This is a genomic window from Flavobacterium sp. GL_143 (genome assembly GCF_057834355.1).
In genome coordinates this window covers 4465201-4486159 of the sequence record NZ_CM174401.1, presented here as the reverse complement: position 1 = coordinate 4486159, position 20959 = coordinate 4465201, and the positions used below count along the sequence as shown (strand labels likewise).

The following is a 20959-nucleotide window of genomic DNA, read 5'->3' as shown; positions in this document are numbered from 1 at the left end:
CTGCTCATTAACATAATCTACGAAGATATTAAAACAGGTATTTTTACGTGATAGTATATAATTTTCTTTTTTTAAATTTGGTAATTACTTAGTTATCAATAGTTTGTTTCTTTATTGGACTTGTTTTTAATACAGGAACTAACCATTTAATTTTTATGGAGTTAATAAAACATATATCCCAATAAGGTAATTTTTTTGGTTTAATAGCAGGACTTAGACTTCTTCTTAAAGAACTTTTTTTAAACCATTTAACCCTTGTAATTTTTATCATTTTTATTAGATAAATAACATATAATCAGTGTATTATTTGTCATTAGAGAATTATATAAGAATCAATGACAATAAATTGAACAGCCAAGACAACACATTAGTAAAGTATAAAGTGTTGTAATCTCACCTACAAGTCGATAAAGTTACCCTCATTTGCTTTTGCCTCAACGCATTAAATAATAAGAAATGAAAGAACAGACTAAAAACAACTCTAACAATGAATTTCTCCAAACTGATGGAGGAAAAACTAAATCCAATGCAATAGAGGTTCCATCAATTTCTTTACCAAAAGGAGGTGGCGCTTTAAAGGGAATTGATGAAAAGTTTACTGTTAACGCTGTAAATGGCACATCTTCATTTTCAATTCAACTTCCGTTTTCATCTGCAAGGGGTACATCACCTTCATTAAGTCTTTCTTATAATTCAGGTACCGGTAATGGTATTTTTGGATTAGGTTGGGGGCTAAGTTTAGGGTCAATTAAACGTAAAACAGACAAAGGACTGCCTCAATATCTTGATTTAATTGATTCGGATACCTTTCTGTTTTCGGGTGCGGAGGATTTAGTTCCTGAATTTACAAAAGATCCGGATGGAAGTTTTCAGTTAGATGCTAATGAAGACTATATTATACACGAAAGAATCTCATCTGACGGACTATTTATTATAAGAAATTATAAACCCAGAATTGAAGGTCTTTTTGCTCGCATTGAACGCTGGACAGAAAAGGCGACTGGAAGAATTAAATGGCGGGTAATTTCAAGAGATAACGTTACAACTGTTTTTGGATGGACTAATAATTCTATTATTTCGAATCCAAAAGATCTGACAAAAATTTTTGAATGGTTTCCTGAATTTGTATTTGATGATAAAGGAAACTGCACTCAATATATTTATAAGAAAGAAAATGAGATTGGTTTTGATGATTCTTTATTGCATAACAAAAACCGATTTAAAGACGGTAAAATTACGTACACCAATCTTTATCTAGAAAAAGTTTTGTATGGTAATAAAACACCCTACAAAAAATTTGGTGATGCATTCCCAAGTGAATCTGATTATTTGTTTTCAACAGTTTTCGATTATGGAGAGTATAATGATGTCGCACCTTTCAATAAAATAAAAGATTGGATCTTCAGATTAGATGCTTTTTCAGATTACAAATCAGGATTCGAAATTAGAACGACAAGGCTATGCAACAGGATATTACTATTTCATCATTTTACCAATTCCAATGAATACGAAGGTTTGGTAAAATCCCTCAATATAGGATATGACCTTGCAACGGAGCAGGATTTTACATTTCTGAAATCCATAACTTCAATCGGCTATATTAAAAAAGGGGATGGTTCCTATTCTTCTAAAAAGATCCCTCCTATAGAGTTCGACTATCAAAGGCATGAATGGAATGATATTGTTAAATCCATAGATGCAGGAAATTTAGCTCATGCACCATCAGGCTTGGATGAACAGCAATATCAATTTACCGATTTATTTAATGAAGGATTGTCGGGTATTCTAACAGAACAAGCCAATGGATGGTATTATAAACACAATCTGGGAGATGGAAAATTTGAACATGCAAAATTAGTCTCCCCTAAACCCGCTTTTTCAGGATTGGGCAGTAGGATGCAACTAGTAGATTTAGATGCAGACGGTGGTAAACAACTAGTCAGTTTCAATACCGAACCTAAAGGTTATTTTGAATTGGATGACGATAATGCATGGCAGGGATTTCGCTCGTTTAAGGCGATTCCAAATATTGATTTTAACGATCCTAATACTCGAATGCTGGATCTGAATGGTGATGGAAAACCCGAAGTAGTTATTTCAGAAGATCAGGTTTTTACATGGTATGCTTCTGAAGGTAGAAATGGTTTTTCAGCTGCACAAAGAACACCTAAATCGTTTGACGAAGAAGCTGGCCCGCATATTGTTTTTGCCGATGCAAAGCAAACAATTTATCTAGCAGATATGTCAGGTGATGGTATGACTGACATTTTAAGGATTCGAAATGATGAGATCTGTTATTGGCCAAATATGGGTTACGGAAAATTTGGTGCAAAAGTAGCGTTGGATAATCCACCAATTTTTGATAGTGAGAACGATTTTAACCCTTCCTTTATAAAACTCGCAGATATTGATGGTTCTGGAACAACAGACATCATCTATTTGGGTAAAAACAAATTTACTTGCTGGAAAAACCTAAGTGGCAACCGTTTGAGTACAACTCCGTTTGAGATAGACTCCTTTCCAGAAATCGATTCCCATGCTAAAATTACTGTAACCGATTTATTAGGCAATGGCGTTGCGTGTATTGTATGGTCCAGCATATTATCAAAAAACACTCCCTCTCCATTAAAGTATATTGACCTAATGAACAGTAAGAAACCACACATCATGGTTTCCTATAAAAACAATTTAGGGAAAGAAGTATCATTAGAATATACACCCTCGACTAAATTTTACATCGAAGATAAGTTGGCAGGAAAACCTTGGATAACTAAATTGCATTTCCCTGTACATTGTGTTTCCAAAACCACCACCGAAGACAAAATATCAGGCTACAAATTTGTAAGCGAATACAAATACCATCATGGTTATTATGATCATTCAGAAATGGAGTTTAGAGGTTTTGGCATGGTAGAACAAATTGATGCCGAGAGTTTTGAACATTGGAAAAAGAGTAATGCCACTAACATTGTAGAAAAATCATTGCATCAGGAGCCCGTCGTTTCTAAAAGCTGGAATCATACCGGGGCTTTTTTAGAAAAGGATAAAATTCTGACTCAATTTTCGAAAGAATACTGGTATGAAGAAATGTCTCGCAATGGATTTGATGTTATTCATCATGAAATTCCTCTGCCAGATGCCCGATTGATAACCGCTCCCGAGGTTCAACCAACTATACTTAATCACCTTTCTGCTCAAGAATGGTGTGAGGCACTCCGAGCCTGTAAAGGCATGAGTTTACGCTCTGAAATTTTTGCAAAAGATGCTATTAATTTTGAAAACACAGCTGAAGCAAAAAGAAAAGAGCTTATTCCTTTTTCTGTAGCTTCACATAATTATGTTATTGAATTACTACAGCCCAAAGGAAAAAACAAACATGCCATTTTTATAGTTAAAGAAAATGAAGCAATAACTTATAACTACGAACGCAATCCAGAAGATCCGCGAATTGCTCATAACTTAAACATTAAACTAGATAAATACGGCAATGTATTAGAGTCTGCTGCGGTTGTCTACCCGCGATTGTTAACTGATGTAACTCTTCCTGTGGAAACACAGCAAGAGCAAAATAAAACTGTTATTATCTATACACAAAATCAGTTTACAAATGATGTCATTAATGCTGATACACTTCGATTGCGATTGCCTTCAGAGGCAAAAACATATGAACTAAAAGATGTCCCAAAAGCAAATGCATTTTATATACCAAATGATTTTAATGAAATACTCACTGAAGTAAAATCAGCAACAGCTTTATATCATGAAATAGATAAACCAACAATCCCTGGTTTATCGCAAAAGCGATTGATAGAACACACAAAAACGATTTACAGAAGCAATGATCTGAAAAGCCCTTTGGCTTTGTATAAATTAGAATCTTTAGCCATGCCGTTTGAAAGTTATCAATTAGCATATACTCCCGATTTATTGCAACATATCTACCATGAAAAAACAGACGATTGGGCACTTCAAAATTTAATGTTAGAAGGCAAGTTTACTCACGCATTAAATGAAAGTGGTTTAGAAGATGCTAATTGGTGGGTACGTTCTGGTACGATACAATTTCTAGCAGATGTAGAAGCTGTGATAGATGCAAGCAAAAGATTTTATGTCCCAATATCTTACACAGATCCTTATGGAGCCCTAACAAAAGTAAAATACTATGGGAATTATTTTCTGTTTATAGAAGAAACCGAAGACGCAATAGGGAACATGGTTAAAGTGAATTTATTCAATTTCCGAACACTATCGCCTCAGCGGATGAGTGATATAAATACCAACTTATCAGAAGTAATAACAGATGAATTAGGTTTGATAAAAGCTGTTGCAATAATGGGTAAGGGAAATGAAGCGGATGAATTGACCGATTTAACCGAAATAACAGATGCAGCCGAATTAATACTGATTAATAACTTCTTTCAGGCTTTTGACTCTGTTGATTTAACCAATATTGGAAAAGACTTATTAAATAAAGCAACGTCAAGATTTGTCTATGATTTTGATACTTATATCAATTCTGGTAAACCTGTTGTAGTAGCGTCAATAAGTAGAGAGCAACATTATAAGCAAGATAACAATTCACCAGTTCAAATTGGCTTTGAATACTCCAATGGTTTAGGTGAAGTAATAATGAAGAAAGTACAGGCAGAACCTGGGCTTGCCAAAAATGTTATTGTGCTTCCGGATGATACTATTACCGTTTCAGATATAGATACATCGAAAACTCTTCCTAAACAACTTCGTTGGATTGGCAACGGCAGAACCATCAAAAACAACAAAGGTAATGCTGTAAAACAATATGAACCTTATTTTTCGACAACGCATCAGTTTGAAGATCTAAAAGAATTGGTTGAAACCGGAGTAACGCCCATAATGTATTACGATGCAGCTGGACGATTGATAAAAACAGAAATGCCAAACGGTGCTTTGTCAAAAGTTATTTTTGATAGTTGGAAAGTAAGTATGTATGATCCTAACGATTGTGTATTGGAAAGTGAGTGGTATAAAAAAAGAACCAATATTGCACATCCAGAGTTTATCAATGACTTAAAAGAACAACAAGCAGCATTAAAAGCCGAAAAACATGCAGACACTCCAAGTATTCAATATTATGACACCTTAGGAAGACCAATACTATCTGTAGAAAATAATAAAAACGCTGTAACGAATAGTGCCGAATTACAATATACAAAGCAAAAATTAGATACCGAAGGAAACCTGCATTACGTAACCGATGCGCGATTTAATGCAGTCATGGAGTACAAATATGACATGTTGGGGAACAAAGTATACCAGCAAAGTATAGATGCTGGGCAACGTTGGTTATTAATAAATATTTTAGGCAATCCGTTACGCACTTGGGACGAACGAGAATATGAGTTTCAATATTTTTATGACACGCTGCACAGACCCCTTTACAGCATGGTTTTAGGTGGAGATGAAGTAGTCGCCTTAAATCACATATTTGATAAAATAATTTATGGAGAAGAACAGCCTGATGCCCTCCTTAAAAATTTAAAAGGAAAGATTTGGAAGCATTATGATACGGGTGGCGTAATAGAAACACCCAGCTATAACTTTCAAGGAAAATCAACAAGTACAAAAAGAACACTTTTTAAAAAATATAAAGAAGTCGCCAATTGGATCGATGATAATTTAGTCGATGATTTAGAAAATCAATCTTTTACTTTTATTACAGATACCGATGCATTGGGACGTATTATCAAGCAAATTGCACCTGACGGTAGTGTTATTACTCCTTTTTATAACGAGGCAGGTTTATTAGATAGTGAGAGTGTGTTGCATCCTGATAAAGTACAGGCAAATACCTATATCAAGAATATTGATTACAATGAAAAAGGCCAACGTAATAAAATTGTTTACGGAAATAATGTAACCACTAAATTTTATTACGATAAAGAAACGTTCCATATTAAACGATTGGAAAGTAAACGTCAGAATAATGAGCTATTGCAGAATTGTTATTATACATACGATCCTGTTGGAAATCTTACTCATATAGAAGACAGAAATATACCCGTTGTATTTTTTAACAACCAAAAAGTAACAGGTATTTCAGAATATACCTATGACGCATTATATCGATTAATAGCAGCAAGCGGAAGAGAAAATAATGCTGCACTAACGATAAATGGCCAAGACAATTGGAATGATGCTCCTTTTATGCAGCAATTAAATCCTAGTGACCCAATGGCTATTCGAAATTACACTCAAAATTATCGTTACGATAAAGTGGGAAATATGATGCAGATGAAACATGTTGCAGCTGGTAATAATTGGACACGCGATTATACTTATGAAACCAGTAATAATCGATTGAAAATGACACAGGTAGGTGGTGAAATGTTTACGTACCCACATCATGCGCAGCACGGTTTTATAACCACATTACCTCATTTACAGGAAATGGGTTGGAATTATAAAGAAGAATTAATTAAGACCATTAAGCAAAAACGGACTGATGGCGGTACACCAGAAACTACTTATTATCAATACGACGGACAGGGAGAACGCATCAGAAAAATAACCGAGAATACTGCCAATGAGGGAGAAATCCCCACATTAAAAAACGAACGTATTTATAATTCAGGTTACGAATTATATAAAAGCCATAGTGGTGCCGATGCCGGATTAGAGAGAATCAGTTTGAGTTTGATGGATGGAGGACATCGTTTTGTAATGGTAGATATGGAAACTAAACCTAAATATATTTTGGGTATTCCCTTTGGCAGAACATCGACTGAATTTACTACACGTTACCAGTTACATAATCATTTAGGATCTTCTGCTTTAGAACTTAACGAAACTGGTGATATTATCTCTTACGAAGAGTATCATCCCTTTGGTACCACTGCATATCAAGCTATAAATGCATCTATTAAAGCGGCAGCTAAACGCTATCGTTATACAGGTATGGAGCGTGATGAAGAAACGGGATTAGAATATCATAGCGCACGATATTATTTGCCCTGGTTGGGAAGGTGGTTGAGTAGTGACCCCGTTGGGATTGGAGATGGGGTGAATGTTTATATCTATGTACGGAATAATCCGATTAACACAACTGATCCTACAGGACAATGGGGTTGGAGAGAGGTTGCGGTTATAACAGCGGTAGTAGTGGTTGGTACAGTTCTTACAGTCGCAACAGCTGGGGCAGCTGGACCAGTAATAGCAGCAGCAGTTGCATCAGCTGGGGCAACTGGCTTAACGGGAGCCGTGATAACTGGAGCTGCAGTTGGAGCAGTTGCAGGTACTGTAGGAGGTTTGGCGGGAGGTTTGGCAGGTGAAGCTACACGTCAAACTGTACATCATAGTGCTTTAGGTTTAGGAAATGAACGTTATGATGGTGGTAGAATATTGAGTGAGGGTGGCAAAGGTGCAGCAGCAGGAGCAGTTGTTGGAGGAATAATTGGCGGTGCTGTCCCTCTATTGGCAGCAGCTATAGGGGCGGGCGCTAGTACAACTGTTGGTGCTGCTGCAATTGGAGCTGCAAGAACCACAGCCCAACGAGTGGCAACATCTACAGTTGGGAGAGCCATATCTTCAACAGGTCAACGTATTGCTAGTTCAACTACAGGTAGAGTAGTTACAGCAGTTGGAAGACAGGTAGCAAGACCTGCTCAAGCCATTAATAGGTCTCTTAATGCATTACAGCAAGGTGCTGAAGGTGTAGGAACAAGAGCTGCATCACTTATTCCAGGTAGAGGAGGTGATGCAGCAAGACGAGTATTAGCAGCAAGAGCAGCAGTAATAGAACATGCAAATGCAGTGCAAGGTTTATCTGGTAGTACGAGACCTCAAACAGTGGGAGCAATTGCAACAACAGATGGAAATGTTAGTGTAGCTGGTAGTATGAGAAGGGCAAATCCAGTTTTGGATAATGGTGTTCAAGGAAACTTAGATACAATAGCTGCTGGTGGTAGAACTGGAGTCGGGCATGCAAGATGCGCCGAGCCTCAATCTCTTACTGAATTAATTGAGGCAGGTTCTGAATTAAGAGGTAGTGTTTCGGCTAGTGCACTCGTTCGTAGTGCTGGAAATGCTAATCATGGACTTCCTATACCAGCTTGTCCCACATGTGAACAACTACTTCCTATGCATAACGTAGTAGATGCGAATGCAGTAATGGGAGTTACTCGAAGATTTGTTGATCAATTGCGTGGCGGAGTTGTCGGTAGAGCACTTCGAGCTGAATAAGAAAGATTATAAAATTTTAATATGGACACACCATTTTCAGAAGAATCGATTAAGATGCTGTTGGATTCAGGATGGAATGAAAACAGAAGAGTATTAGATAAAGTAAAACTTCCAAAGAGATACCATTTTCATGATGCTGCTCTAAAAATACTAAATGAATTTGGTAATTTAAGAATAGGCGATTATAAAAAAGGTAAAGGAAAATTTATGGCCAAATGTACTATTCAGTTTCTACCTATTCTGGCTAATTGCGAAGAAGACAGGTTTATCGAATTTTCGGATGCGCTAGGTGTTTCTTTATGTCCTCTTGGTGAGGTTAATGAAGGTTATTTTTTTCTTGCAGTTGATGAATACGGTAAAATATATGTTCTTGATCAAGAATTATTTCTAGCAGGAAATGATATTCGGGAAGGGATTGAAAATCTTATTACAGGGGGTAAAATAGAAAGAATAGATATTTAAAAATTAGTTATAAATACACATCCCGAGAGCATAGATCTGCAATCTGTACTCTCTGGAAAAATAGCTCCAATAATTAGAGTTAAATAAAAAATGGAGTACAAGAAAAATTAAGAAGATAAAAGGAATCTCATGACCATAGACTTTTAACACAATATTTTTTAACCATTTAAAATTTTAAATTATGACAGCAAAGAAAAAAAGTGACGAAGAATCGATCTTCTTAGTATCCTTAGAAGGGCTTGATTTATCTAAAGATCAGAAGAAAAGAATTGAAGAAGGTATAAAAAGCCTTGTTTTAAAGGAAATCGCGGGAATAGATTTTGAAGGTGACATAAAAATCAGTAGGAGATTTACAGGAAAGCCTGGCTGGGAAGATTTATGGAAAAGAGGACAACTAGCAGGTTTCTGGATTGGAGGTTTCCCAAACTTCCCATCTGAGATCCCAAAATAATGTTATCAAGGTTGCTAAAATTCATAATTATGAATTTTAGCAACTTATAATTGTCATTTAAAAAATAAAGAAATGGAAAACAATAAAGATAACGACAATAGTTATTGTCCTAGTTATGCCGTTAAACCAGGTGCAAAACTTTATGGTATTGTAAATGAAAACGGCTTCATTAATTATCTAAAAAGTCCCATTGAAATCAATCAGGATTTTATTGAAGAAGCTTATAAAGGGAGAGACCCCGAAAAAAGATTCAGATTTGCTGGCAATTGCTCCAAATCTGGTTGCAATCAATGGAATGGTACTTCAAAAGAATGTGGTCTGGTTGATCAATTGATTGATATCATAGGGAATGAAGAGTCTATACAGTTACAGGATTGCCCAATTCGGTCAAAATGCAGATGGTTTAGTCAACGTAAAGGTCATGCTTGTGCTCAGTGTAATGAGGTGATTCGGGATATAGAAATGAAAATTATTGGGGTTGATTGACATAATCGCTTCAAATAACTGATTTTATAAAACTGTCAAAATTCTAAAGTTTTGGTTTTTCGATAGCATGGATTTACACTCCATGTCACATCAAAGTATTTCTGCTAAGTCCAATAATTTAGGAAAAATTAGAGAATAATTTTAAAAAGTTGAAAATTATGAAACCTACAAACGATAAAAAAACACATCAAAATACACTACCCGTAAATGACAAAATATTTCAGGCAGTATATGATTCTCCCTCTTCATTACCAGGAAAGCAAAAATGGATAACAAAAGACGAAGATGTTCGCATAATAGAAAAATTATTAGGTATGCCGGACAAAACAATTGGTGCCCCGCTTTGGGTAAGTGGAGATAATAAAAAATGTCCAAAATGCAGACGCGAAATCAATTGGCTAGATATTGTTTCCTCCGCAGTAGATAGCATTCATGCTAAAGAAATGATTGCACAAGTTATTCTTGGCGAAACCAAATTTGTAAATATTGAAGTTCCAAGAGCTATAGCAAATCTACATTGCTTTAAATGTAAAACCGCTATTGAAAATCTTCGCAGTTTTAAATGCCATAATTGGGCTTATGCAAAACCAGCTTTGCTTAAAGTGCTGCAGGAAATGGAGAGAAAGCAATAACCGATTCAGAAAACATATAATAACAATATCATGGCAACACAATCTGACAACCAAGATCCAAATAAAAATAAACTCAATTTTTTTAAATTCGATTTAAAAGCCGGAAACCAACTCAAAGCATTCGATGCTATTTATAAAATACATCATGGCAATTGGGATGAGGTAAAAAGTGAACTATCCAAAGACAAAAGTTTTACACCAATACTGGTTAAGAATCTTGAGTTTACACACTACTTGTCTAAATGGAGTAATGATAATAAAGCGGTTGTTGAGCTTTTTCAGAAAGATGATAAGTTACTTTCGATGCGTGATATTGCTTTAAATTTTAATAAAGAAGCTTTTATCCAAAAAGTAAAAAGTAGTTCACCGGCAACATCAAACGAGGATAAAAAAGCATTTGCCATTGATTTGCATCATAAGCTTTTTGAGTTTGAACCCACTGCGGTTGTCGTAAACATGATAAAAGACCCACAAGTAACAGTGTTAAATACTGCTGTAGGAACAAAAGTTGCTACATTATTAGAAAAAAATCCGGATTTTAATATCAGAACCACTTCGATATATGAAGTATTCAAAAATAATAAGGAATTCAAGAAAATCCCGGTCGAATTACAACAACCTGTTCAAACAGAATTAAAAACGTTACAAAGAATTGTTGCTATTAGTCCCATAGCCGATGCTATTCCGGTTTTGTACGATGCCAAAATTCATACTGCATTTCAAATTTCAAACGTGCCACCTGCGCAATTCAAAACCGCAATGAGTGGTAAAGGATTGGATGAAACCGTATTGTTGCAAATTCATACCAATGCGCAGCATTTACGTGTACGTAATGAACACGCTTTAATTGCCTTAAAAGAAGCCAGTCAGAATACTGGTATTGACATGATTGACAGAAGTGTGCGCCTGGGTAATGGGGCTGAAATAAAAAAGGGGCTGGGAGCAATGAAGACAGAGAGTAATACCATTATATATTCTCCGGAAGAAGCTACAAAAGAGATTATAGAAAAAAATAATTTAACATGGGATATGCTTTTTGGCGATGCTGATATTTGCGAATGTGGCGAATGTACTTCCGTCTACAGTGCCGCGGCATATTATGTAGAATTATTACAATATTTACGCAACAACAATCTTGATCCTCTTGCCACGGGAGATATTGCAAAAAAATCTAACCAAAAGAATATTTCCGGAACTCCGTTAGAAAAATTATTTAATCGTCGCCCAGATTTAGGCTGTTTGGAATTGACTTGTAAAAATACCAACACTATTTTACCTTATGTAGATTTGGCAAATGAAGTCATGGAAAGTTATGTGGCATTCAAACATTTAAAACCTTTTAATGTAGCCGATGAAACTAGTAGTGAATTGCTTGCAGAGCCTCAGCATACAGAATATCAGGCGTATTGCATCCTGAAAAATGAAGTATATCCATTTACACTACCATACCATCAGCCCATTGATGCCACAAGAATATATCTGGATTATTTAGGAACAAGTCGTTATGAAGTAATAGATACATTCCGAAAAAACAATAGTAGTAACAATGCCAAATTAACTCAATTAAAAGATGAGGTTTTAGACAGGGCTTCTGATTCTGAATTTTTAAATATTACTAAAGAAGAATATATCATACTCACAAAGGAATGCTTTGAAAGTAAAGCCCTGATGAATAAGCTCAAAAATAAAACATTCACAGATTCAGAATATCAAGAACTGATTGGTGTAAAATCAGTAGGTGAATATTATGGCTATGATAATGATGCAACAATGTTGAGCGATAACGGACTCACATTAATCAAAAAAGAATTTTTACGACGCACAGGAATTGATTATTTCAACCTTGTTGATTTACTTAAAACACAATTTATCAACCCGTTTTTACCCAAAGGAAAATCAAAAAACATAACGGAAAGCCTGCATTTTAGCTATCGATTTTTACAAAACTATGCCAAAAAATACGGCATGGATAAAATGGCGGAAGATTTGGTAAAATTGGAAAAATTTGCTGATTTATTGCCAATGATTATAGATCAGATAGAAACATTAACCAACAAAAAAGTACTAAGCTGTCCTGATACATGCAAAGATAAAGTTGAAATAAGCGATAAAGATATTATTTGTTGGGTGAAATGCCATTTTGAGAAAATAGGCAAAATGATAGTCATAGAAAGCGGTAGAGGATGCGTGAACGGGGAAATACTGTTTGCAAATAATAATAGTTTATTTGATAATGACTTCAGCATAAGGGTTGAAAATTGTAAAATACTTTATGATACAGCAAAAGAAAAACTTCCACTTGGGCAAATCGATAAAAAAACAGGAAAAGTCACTTTTTTGATTGAGAATGGAGAAACGGATCCTAAAAGTTGGGAGCAAATAAAATTTGTAGGGGACAAGGGCGAAAAAGGCGTATTCTTAATAATAGACGGAGAAGTATATCTCATTTTCCTGGAACAAAAAGACAGTTGCGATTTAAATACGGCGCTATTGCAGCATTTAGACGGAACACCGCTGACTGTTGACGAATATGATCGTATACATCGTTTTATACGCTTGTGGAGAAAATTAGATTGGACAATTGATGAAATTGATAAAGCAATTATTGGATTAAGCATCCAAAAATCAGTAGATAATGAAGACGATGTAAGCGAGGATGATTCTATTTGTGATGATTGTGGTGATGAGTGCAATACTTCAGATTGTGATGAATGTGATTGCGATGATTGTAGCGAAGAATGTCATCATGATTATGCTATTTCAACAACCTTACTACATCAATTGGTAGCCGTAAAAAAACTATTGGATAAAACAGGAATTGAAGTAATAAAATTACTTTCTTTTTGGACAGATATCAGCACAGCAGGAGAAAATTCGCTCTACAAAAAACTTTTCTTAACACACAATGTATTAGGAATCGATAAGGTATTTAAGGCCAATGCAAATGGCAATTACCTTACTGTAAATACTACAATTACCGAACATTTTCCGGTATTAATGGCGGCTCTAAATTATACAGCCGATGATTTGCAAACTGTCATGCAGGCAACAGCAATGACAGATGAAATGACTATCAGCAACCTCTCAACACTATATCGCTACCGATTGCTTTCAAAAGTTCTGGGCTACAAGATTCCTGTATTTATGGATATCGTTCCTTTATTAGGTACTATATTTTATGATGCATACAGTACACTTGAATTTATAGAGAATCTATCTAAAATAGATGATGCAGGTTTTACACCACAAGAACTAAATTATATCATTAGCGATTTTGATGATATAAAAAAACCGTTTAAACCTACACAGAAATCAATTTTAATTTTAGCAAAATCCATATACGATGGATTAAACACAATCGACGAAACTCAACAGGATTTGAAGCCTGATGATAAAATAGGTAATGCAGCATTAGAACAAATTAATCTCAAAGAAAAAGCAACGTCAGAATTTGTAAGAGCTAAAGCAAGTTTGCTTTTTGAAACGGATATTGTAGAAAAAGTCATCGGTATATTGAATGGTACAAATGTATTTATAACCAATGCTCCTAAAAACATAGCGTTCATTCTAGGAGAAGATAAAACGCTTCAAAATAAATTAAAATATGATAAAATAAATGGTAGTATCCAAATTACAGGGATCTTAACCGAAGCTGAAAGCATTGATTATAAAGCAATCAGTAACGACCCAGAGTGGATATTTGCATTGATTAGGGTTGAAAAACAGCAAAACAAGCAATTCAAAGAATTATTGTCTAAAGTTTTTGAGACTGAAAAAACAAAAACAGACGCTCAAAAAGAAGCATTAAAAATAATAATTAAAGCAGGTGACATAAGTTTACCTATTGATAAAATACTTGATGGAGATCCTGATATTAATACAGCTCCTCAAAAAAGAATAACCTTTTTAGAAATTTTCATGCCTTACCTGCGTCAGGAACTGAGTCATCGTTTTATTGTAAACACTTTGTCTGGCATAGTAGGTTTACAATCTAATATTACTGACATATTGATTTCTGATATACTAAAAATTGGTAATATACCAGTTTCGTTATTCAGTATTTTTGAAAAAATAAAAGAAAGTAGTAAGCCTGTTGAAAGCAATTGGAACGGATACCTAATTCCTGCAACAACTGCTACATATACTTTTGTTATTAAAGAGAGCAATGTTCAACCCATACTCAGTATTGATGGAACAACATTGACTTTTACAGTTCAGGAAGATCCTACGAATGAATGGTGGAGTACTGATATTGTGCTCCAATCTGGCAAATTATATAAATTATCAACTACTGGTGTCGAATTAAAAAAGATTCATTGGAAAACAACAGCCTCTACTATTACAGCTGTTCCGTCATCGGCATTAATTCCCGACTTTGCCTCACAGCAATGCGAGCCCGCATTAATTGCATTAAAAAAAGCAGCCATGCTGGTTACTGGTTTTGATTTGAGTGCAGATGAAATTCAGTTTCTGGAAAAAAATAAAGTTCATTTTGATAATCTGGATTTTAATAAATTAACATTAATTCATTGGTTGCGACTGGAGGCATATACCAGATTGCGAAACTCTTTGCCTCAATCTGAATTCAATATACTGGATTTCTGGAACTGGACTTATAATCCATTATCTGATGTAACATCATTGAGCAGTAAAATTGATAAACTCACAACATGGAAAAAACAACGAATTGATAAGTTAATTACAACAAATCATTTCAATATAACACAACTACAAGATTACAACAACGAAAAAAATCTATTAAAACTGCAGTCTGCTCTAGTTGTTGCCGATAAGATAAGTGTAGATATCGATTTGCTTTTTGAATGGGCAATTCCTACTTCTAAATTCAATAAATGCAGAGTAATTGCCGATAGTATAAAAAATGCAATTCGTGCCAAATATAACCAAACCGATTGGGAACAGGCTGTAAAACCATTGAGTGATAAACTGCGTAATAACCAGAAAGAAGCCTTAATTGGATTTTTGTTGCAACAACAAACATTGTTAGATTGGGGAGTAACGGATGCAGACAGCCTATTTGAATATTTTCTGATAGATGTTCAAATGGATGCTTGCATGGAAACTTCACGTATTAAACAGGCATTATCATCGGTACAATTATTTATACAACGTTGTTTCTTGGGATTGGAAGAAGAATACAGCGGAATCGCGCCAGATATATTAGATAGAGAACGTTGGGACTGGATGCAGCGTTACCGCGTTTGGGAAGCTAATCGTAAAGTTTTCTTATATCCCGAAAATTGGATTGAAAGCAATCTACGAGATGATAAGAGCCCATTTTTTAAAGAATTAGAGGGCGAATTACTGCAAAAAGACATCAACAAGCAAAATGTTATTGATGCGTTAAAATCCTATCTCTATAAAGTGGACGAAGTGGCTAATATGGAAGTAGTAGGATTGTATATTGACGGCGAAAAAACATCCGAAAAATGGAATGAAGGAGCAAAATTGCATGTGTTTTCCCGCACCCGCAATGCTCCCTATTTTTATTATTATCGTTATTTGGCGTTGGATGAAATGAATTGGTATCCTTGGGAAAAAATGCAGGTGGATATACCAGGTTATGATTTGGAAGATGCAAGCGGGAAAGTTACCGATAATGGTTGTTTTTTAGCACCTGTGGTATGGAATGAACGCTTACTGATTTTCTTTCCTCAGATTGCAAAAAAAGTAAAGCCAGCTAAGACTGGTAATGATTCAATGAAAACTCTTGGAGATACAACAGTTAACAGTAATTTGCCTGTAGAATATTTTGAAATAAAAATGGCATGGAGTGAGTACCGAAATGGTAAATGGACACAGAAACAATTGAGCAAAGATGTTTTGGCTACAGGACCAAAAAGTAGCACACTCAATATTCAGTATTTTAAGCTTGTTCCTGTAATAAGTGAAAATGAAATACTGATAAGTGTAGGTAATCTTAAAGACGAAGATAAAAATTATTTTGGTGTATTTAAATTTGAAGGCAATACCATTAAAGTAGAATCAACGATAGGAACTGTACCAATTCCAATTCCAATTGATCAGTTTAATCAATCTGATGGGAAAATGTATTCATGGCAGCTCAATGACCCAACTTTTACACGTCATCTTGATTTTTATTTTAATGAAGAATCATCAAAAGAAAATTTAGTTTGGGATAATGTAAGTTCAAATACGGTAAAATTCCATCATTCTTTTACACACAAACTAATGGGTAAAATTAATTCTGGGAAACTGGAAGAATTTTTTAATTGTAATCTAAAAATAGTTGATAAAGAAGATGCTTTTGGTTGGTCAGACCATGACGGAGATCCAAATACACCCAAAATATACAATGAACTCAAACGTCCCTATTCGTTATATAATTGGGAGTTGTTTTTGCACACACCAATGATGTTGGCAGATGCATTAAGTAAATCGCAACAATTTGAAGATGCTATGAAATGGTATCATTTTGTGTTTAATCCTATTGCTGAAGGTTCTGATGATAAACGTTTTTGGCAATTTGCTCCCTTTAAAGAAACAGACAGCCAAAGAATTTTGGACAATATTTTTAATAATCTCAAACCAAATAAGGCTAATCAAACTATAAGCGAATGGCGTGATAATCCTTTTATGCCACACTTTGTAGCTCGTAACCGTCCGGTGGCATACATGAAATGGGTCGTAATGAAATATATAGATAATCTGGTAGCGTGGGGCGATTATCTATTCCGACAAGACACTATAGAAAGTATTAATCAGGCTACACAATTGTATATTTTGGCCATGCATATTATGGGACCTCGCCCCATGATTATTCCAAAGCGCGGTATTACAAAACCGCAAACCTATATTGGTTTATTAGACAAATGGGATGCTTTTGGGAATGCCATGGTAGAGTTGGAATTGGCAGCTCCATTCAGCAATCAAACTCCCTTACCTTTTGGGGCAGTAAATGGCGAATTGGCGTTTGCAAATATATTTGGTTTAGCTTCTTCACTTTATTTCTGTATCCCGAACAATCCTAAACTTATGGGCTATTGGGATACCATTGCCGATAGATTATATAAAATACGCCATTGTGAAAATATCGAAGGAGTATTCCGAAAATTACCATTGTTTGAACCGCCAATTGATCCTGCATTATTGGTAAAAGCTGCGGCACAAGGATTGAGCATTGCCTCGGTAATAAATGATTTAAATACTCCAATGCCTAACTATCGTTTTTACTATTTACTCCAAAAAGCATTGGAATTGTGCGGAGAATTAAAATCTATGGGAAATGCTTTGCTTTCCGTAATCGAGAAAAAAGATAATGAAGCCATTGCACTTATCCGTTCCAGACATGAAAATGCGATGCACAATCTGGTAATGGAAATTAAAAAAATGCAATTGGAAGAGGCACAGAAAAATATGGATGGTTTGGAACAGAATCGTAAAAGTCCGGAACATCGCATGAAGTATTACCTAAAATTAATAGGAGAGGACTTAGGCAAAGTACCAGGATTGGATGCTGAATTTGCTGAAATTGTAAATAGCATAGAAGCACCTGTAGATGAAAGCGGATTGAAACTTATACCTTTTGAGAAAGAAGATATGGATAAGGCCAGTGCTGCTGCCGATTGGCAAACTGGTATTGGAGTAGTAGAGACATTGGCTTCGGTTTTTCATGCATTACCAACGATAAATGGTCACGGAACACCTTTAGGAGTAGGAGTTGCTGTATCTTGGGGTTTCCCTAATTTGGCGAATGCTACATCAGCAGTTGCTAGAGGTTTACGAATTTATGCAGATCATCTTTCTTATCAATCCTCATCAGCTGGTAAAAAAGGGAATTTCAAACGTGCTTTACAAGAACGAGTTATGCAAGCTAATGCTGCTGGTTATGAATTGAAACAAATAGACAAGCAAATAACAGCTCAAAAAATCCGTATTGCCATTGCCAATCAGGAAATTACCAATCAACAAAAAATGATCGATAATGCACTGGAAATAGAAGATTTTTTAAAAAATAAATATACTAATGAAGAATTGTATACCTGGATGCGCGGAAGTCTTAAAACATTGTACCATCAGGTTTATAGTTTGGCACATGAACTGTCTAAAAAAGCAGAAAAAGTATATCGCTTTGAGCGAGGTATAAGCAATTCCAATTTCATACAATCAGGCTATTGGGATGCTGGACGAGAGGGTTTACTCGCTGGAGAACAACTTTATGTTGGATTAAAACAAATGGAAGCCGCTTATCAGAACGAACGTGGGTATGATTATGAAATCACAAAACATGTTTCTTTATGTTTATTAAGCCCATTGGCACTTATTCAGCTTAGGGAAACAGGCAAGTGCGAGTTTGAAATACCCGAAGTATTATTTGATATGGATTATCCGGGGCAATACAAACGTCGTATTAAATCGGTATCAGTATCATTACCATGTATTGCTGGACCTTATACAGGTGTCAATGCCAAATTCAGTCTGTTGGAAAATAAATTCAGAAATAATGCGATCGGAGGTAAGACATATGAGGAGAATACAGATGATACAGATGATCGTTTCAGTACATACCGAATACCAATTAATGCTATTGCCACCAGTACGGGGCAAAATGATAGCGGTATGTTTGAATTGAATTTTAAAGATGAACGTTACATGCCATTTGAAGGTGCTGGTGTTGTTAGTAAATGGCGTCTTGAATTACCAGAGATTCGTCAATTTGACTACGGAACAGTTACCGATGTTATTGTACATATTAGATATACATCCAACGAAGGTGGAGAACGATTAAAACTAAACGCTACAAAGACCGTATTTAAACAATTGGAAAATATTAAACAACAATTGAACGAAACTGGTCTCCATTTGGCATTAAACATGAAGCATGATATGGCTAATGAATGGCATTTATTAAAAAAATCAGGAACAGTTGAGTTGAATATTGACAAAGTACGATTGCCTTATTTGGCTCAGTCTATTAATTCAGTACATATTGAACAAGTTATGTTCTTGGCAAAAGTCAAAGACAATCCAGTTAGTTTTGTACTTAATATTGATGAAACCGAAACAATAGATCTTTCTAAAGTCAATGAATTGAATATGTGTCGTGGCATCAACTCGGATATTAAACTTAATATTCCATTTAGCCTATCTGTTGAAGAAGTCGATAAATTAAAATTGGAGGAATTGATAATGATAGTGAAATATGGTTTTTGAAGCTAAATGATTCTATATTTAGATGGAGAGGTAGTTGACCATGCCACAATATAATTGACTTTTTTTGTTGACTAAACAAAGACAGAGGATGGGTGTTTAGATATTTTAAATAGAGGTAATTGAGAATAATTGTAAACCAGATATACTAAATATTGATAAAAGAGGCTCAAATATCAGTACTGCCAGAGTTTATAGTAAACGTTTGTTTTCCAAAATAGCAATCCGACAGAACTTTATAATTTAACCATCATAAAATGGCGTCACTACAAAAGATTTAATTTTTTGTTGTAAATAAGGGGAGGAACTCCAATAAACACTTTCTATAAAAAGGCTGTAGACTCACTCGATAATGATGCGTATATTTGGAATTATAAATTATAATAATGCTATCTATGAAGAAAATAGGATTTTTATCGTTTGGGCATTGGGCCAATCATCCTTCCTATCAAACTCGTACTGCTGCTGATACACTGCTTCAATCTATTGATTTGGCCGTGGCTGCTGAGGAAATTGGTCTGGACGGCGCTTATTTTCGAGTGCATCATTTTGCTACACAGCTGGCATCGCCTTTTCCTTTACTTTCGGCCATTGGTGCTAAAACCAGTAAAATAGAGATTGGGACAGGAGTAATCGATATGCGGTATGAAAATCCGTTGTATATGGTGGAAGATGCTGGTGCTGCAGACTTAATTTCGGGAGGACGTTTGCAATTAGGAATCAGCAGAGGATCGCCGGAACAGGTCATTGATGGTTGGCGTTCTTTTGGTTATGAGCCCATGGAAGGTGAAACAGATGCCGATATGGGACGCAAGAAAGCTTTGGAGTTTTTGGATAAGTTAAACGGTGTGGGATTTGCTGAGCCAAACCCGTATCCGATGTTCCCAAATCCACCAGGTTTATTGCGCCTTGAACCACATTCTGAAGGTTTACGAGAACGAATCTGGTGGGGAGCAGCCTCTAATGCTACTGCCATTTGGGCGGCCGAAAATGGGATGCACCTGCAAAGTTCTACCCTGAAGTATGACGAAAATGGTAAACCTTTCCATGTTCAACAGGCCGAACAGATCAGGTTATATAAAGAAGCCTGGAAAAAAGCAGGACATAAGTACGAAGCACGAGTTTCGGTAAGCCGTTCTATTTTTGCACTGGTTAATGATCAGGACAAATACTACTTTGGAGATCAGGGTAAAGGATCAGATAGTTTTGGTAATATTGAGAGAGATAAACGAGCAATCTTCGGAAAGAGTTATGCTGCTGAGCCAGAGAAACTAATTGCAGAATTAGCACAGGATGAAGCTATTCAGGAAGCTGATACGGTGCTGTTGACCATACCCAATACATTGGGTGTTGACTACAATGTACATATACTGTCGGCTATATTAAAATATATTGCTCCAGAATTGGGTTGGCGTTAGTTTTTTATAAAAAGAGAACCTCCAAGATTAAATAATTTTGGAGGTTTTTTTGTTTCAAAAACTCTTAATACCATCGATTTATAAAAAGGAGGATACAAAAT

Annotated in this window: 7 protein-coding genes; all 7 read left to right on the top strand. The window is 35.4% G+C overall.

Annotated features, from left to right (window positions below; all coding sequences use genetic code 11):
- Positions 1–456: 456 nt before the first annotated feature.
- The 7 genes from AC3IPI_RS18885 to AC3IPI_RS18855 all read left to right on the top strand — a co-directional run bounded on the left by AC3IPI_RS18885 (position 457) and on the right by AC3IPI_RS18855 (position 20858).
- Positions 457–8217: a SpvB/TcaC N-terminal domain-containing protein gene (locus AC3IPI_RS18885; RefSeq protein ID WP_489154878.1), complete on the top strand. Its 7761-nt coding sequence runs from the start codon at positions 457–459 to the stop codon at positions 8215–8217.
- 21 nt (positions 8218–8238) lie between these two features.
- A complete protein-coding gene (locus AC3IPI_RS18880; RefSeq protein ID WP_052259567.1) occupies positions 8239–8679 on the top strand; it encodes an SUKH-3 domain-containing protein in 441 nt (146 codons plus the stop codon).
- A 181-nt stretch (positions 8680–8860) separates the two neighbouring features.
- Positions 8861–9130, top strand: a complete 270-nt coding sequence (locus tag AC3IPI_RS18875; protein ID WP_039116224.1) for a hypothetical protein — start codon at positions 8861–8863, stop codon at positions 9128–9130.
- Between the two features lie 72 nt (positions 9131–9202).
- Positions 9203–9616, top strand: a complete 414-nt coding sequence (locus AC3IPI_RS18870; protein WP_489154875.1) for a hypothetical protein — start codon at positions 9203–9205, stop codon at positions 9614–9616.
- Between the two features lie 158 nt (positions 9617–9774).
- Positions 9775–10248 carry a hypothetical protein gene (locus AC3IPI_RS18865; RefSeq protein WP_039116223.1) on the top strand — a complete coding sequence of 158 codons (474 nt, stop codon included), beginning with the start codon at positions 9775–9777 and terminating at the stop codon, positions 10246–10248.
- 30 nt (positions 10249–10278) lie between these two features.
- On the top strand, positions 10279–19443 hold the full coding sequence (locus AC3IPI_RS18860; protein ID WP_489154873.1) for a Tc toxin subunit A-related protein: 9165 nt from the start codon (positions 10279–10281) through the stop codon (positions 19441–19443).
- A gap of 392 nt (positions 19444–19835) precedes the next feature.
- A complete protein-coding gene (locus AC3IPI_RS18855; protein ID WP_039116221.1) occupies positions 19836–20858 on the top strand; it encodes an LLM class flavin-dependent oxidoreductase in 1023 nt (340 codons plus the stop codon).
- The last annotated feature ends 101 nt before the right edge of the window (positions 20859–20959 follow it).

Excerpts from the sequence above, each read along its gene's own strand:
- AC3IPI_RS18885 (WP_489154878.1), top strand. The coding sequence starts at position 457 with ATGAAAGAACAGACTAAAAACAACTCTAACAATGAATTTCTCCAAACT.
- AC3IPI_RS18880 (WP_052259567.1), top strand. The coding sequence starts at position 8,239 with ATGGACACACCATTTTCAGAAGAATCGATTAAGATGCTGTTGGATTCA.
- AC3IPI_RS18875 (WP_039116224.1), top strand. The coding sequence starts at position 8,861 with ATGACAGCAAAGAAAAAAAGTGACGAAGAATCGATCTTCTTAGTATCC.
- AC3IPI_RS18870 (WP_489154875.1), top strand. The coding sequence starts at position 9,203 with ATGGAAAACAATAAAGATAACGACAATAGTTATTGTCCTAGTTATGCC.
- AC3IPI_RS18865 (WP_039116223.1), top strand. The coding sequence starts at position 9,775 with ATGAAACCTACAAACGATAAAAAAACACATCAAAATACACTACCCGTA.
- AC3IPI_RS18860 (WP_489154873.1), top strand. The coding sequence starts at position 10,279 with ATGGCAACACAATCTGACAACCAAGATCCAAATAAAAATAAACTCAAT.
- AC3IPI_RS18855 (WP_039116221.1), top strand. The coding sequence starts at position 19,836 with ATGAAGAAAATAGGATTTTTATCGTTTGGGCATTGGGCCAATCATCCT.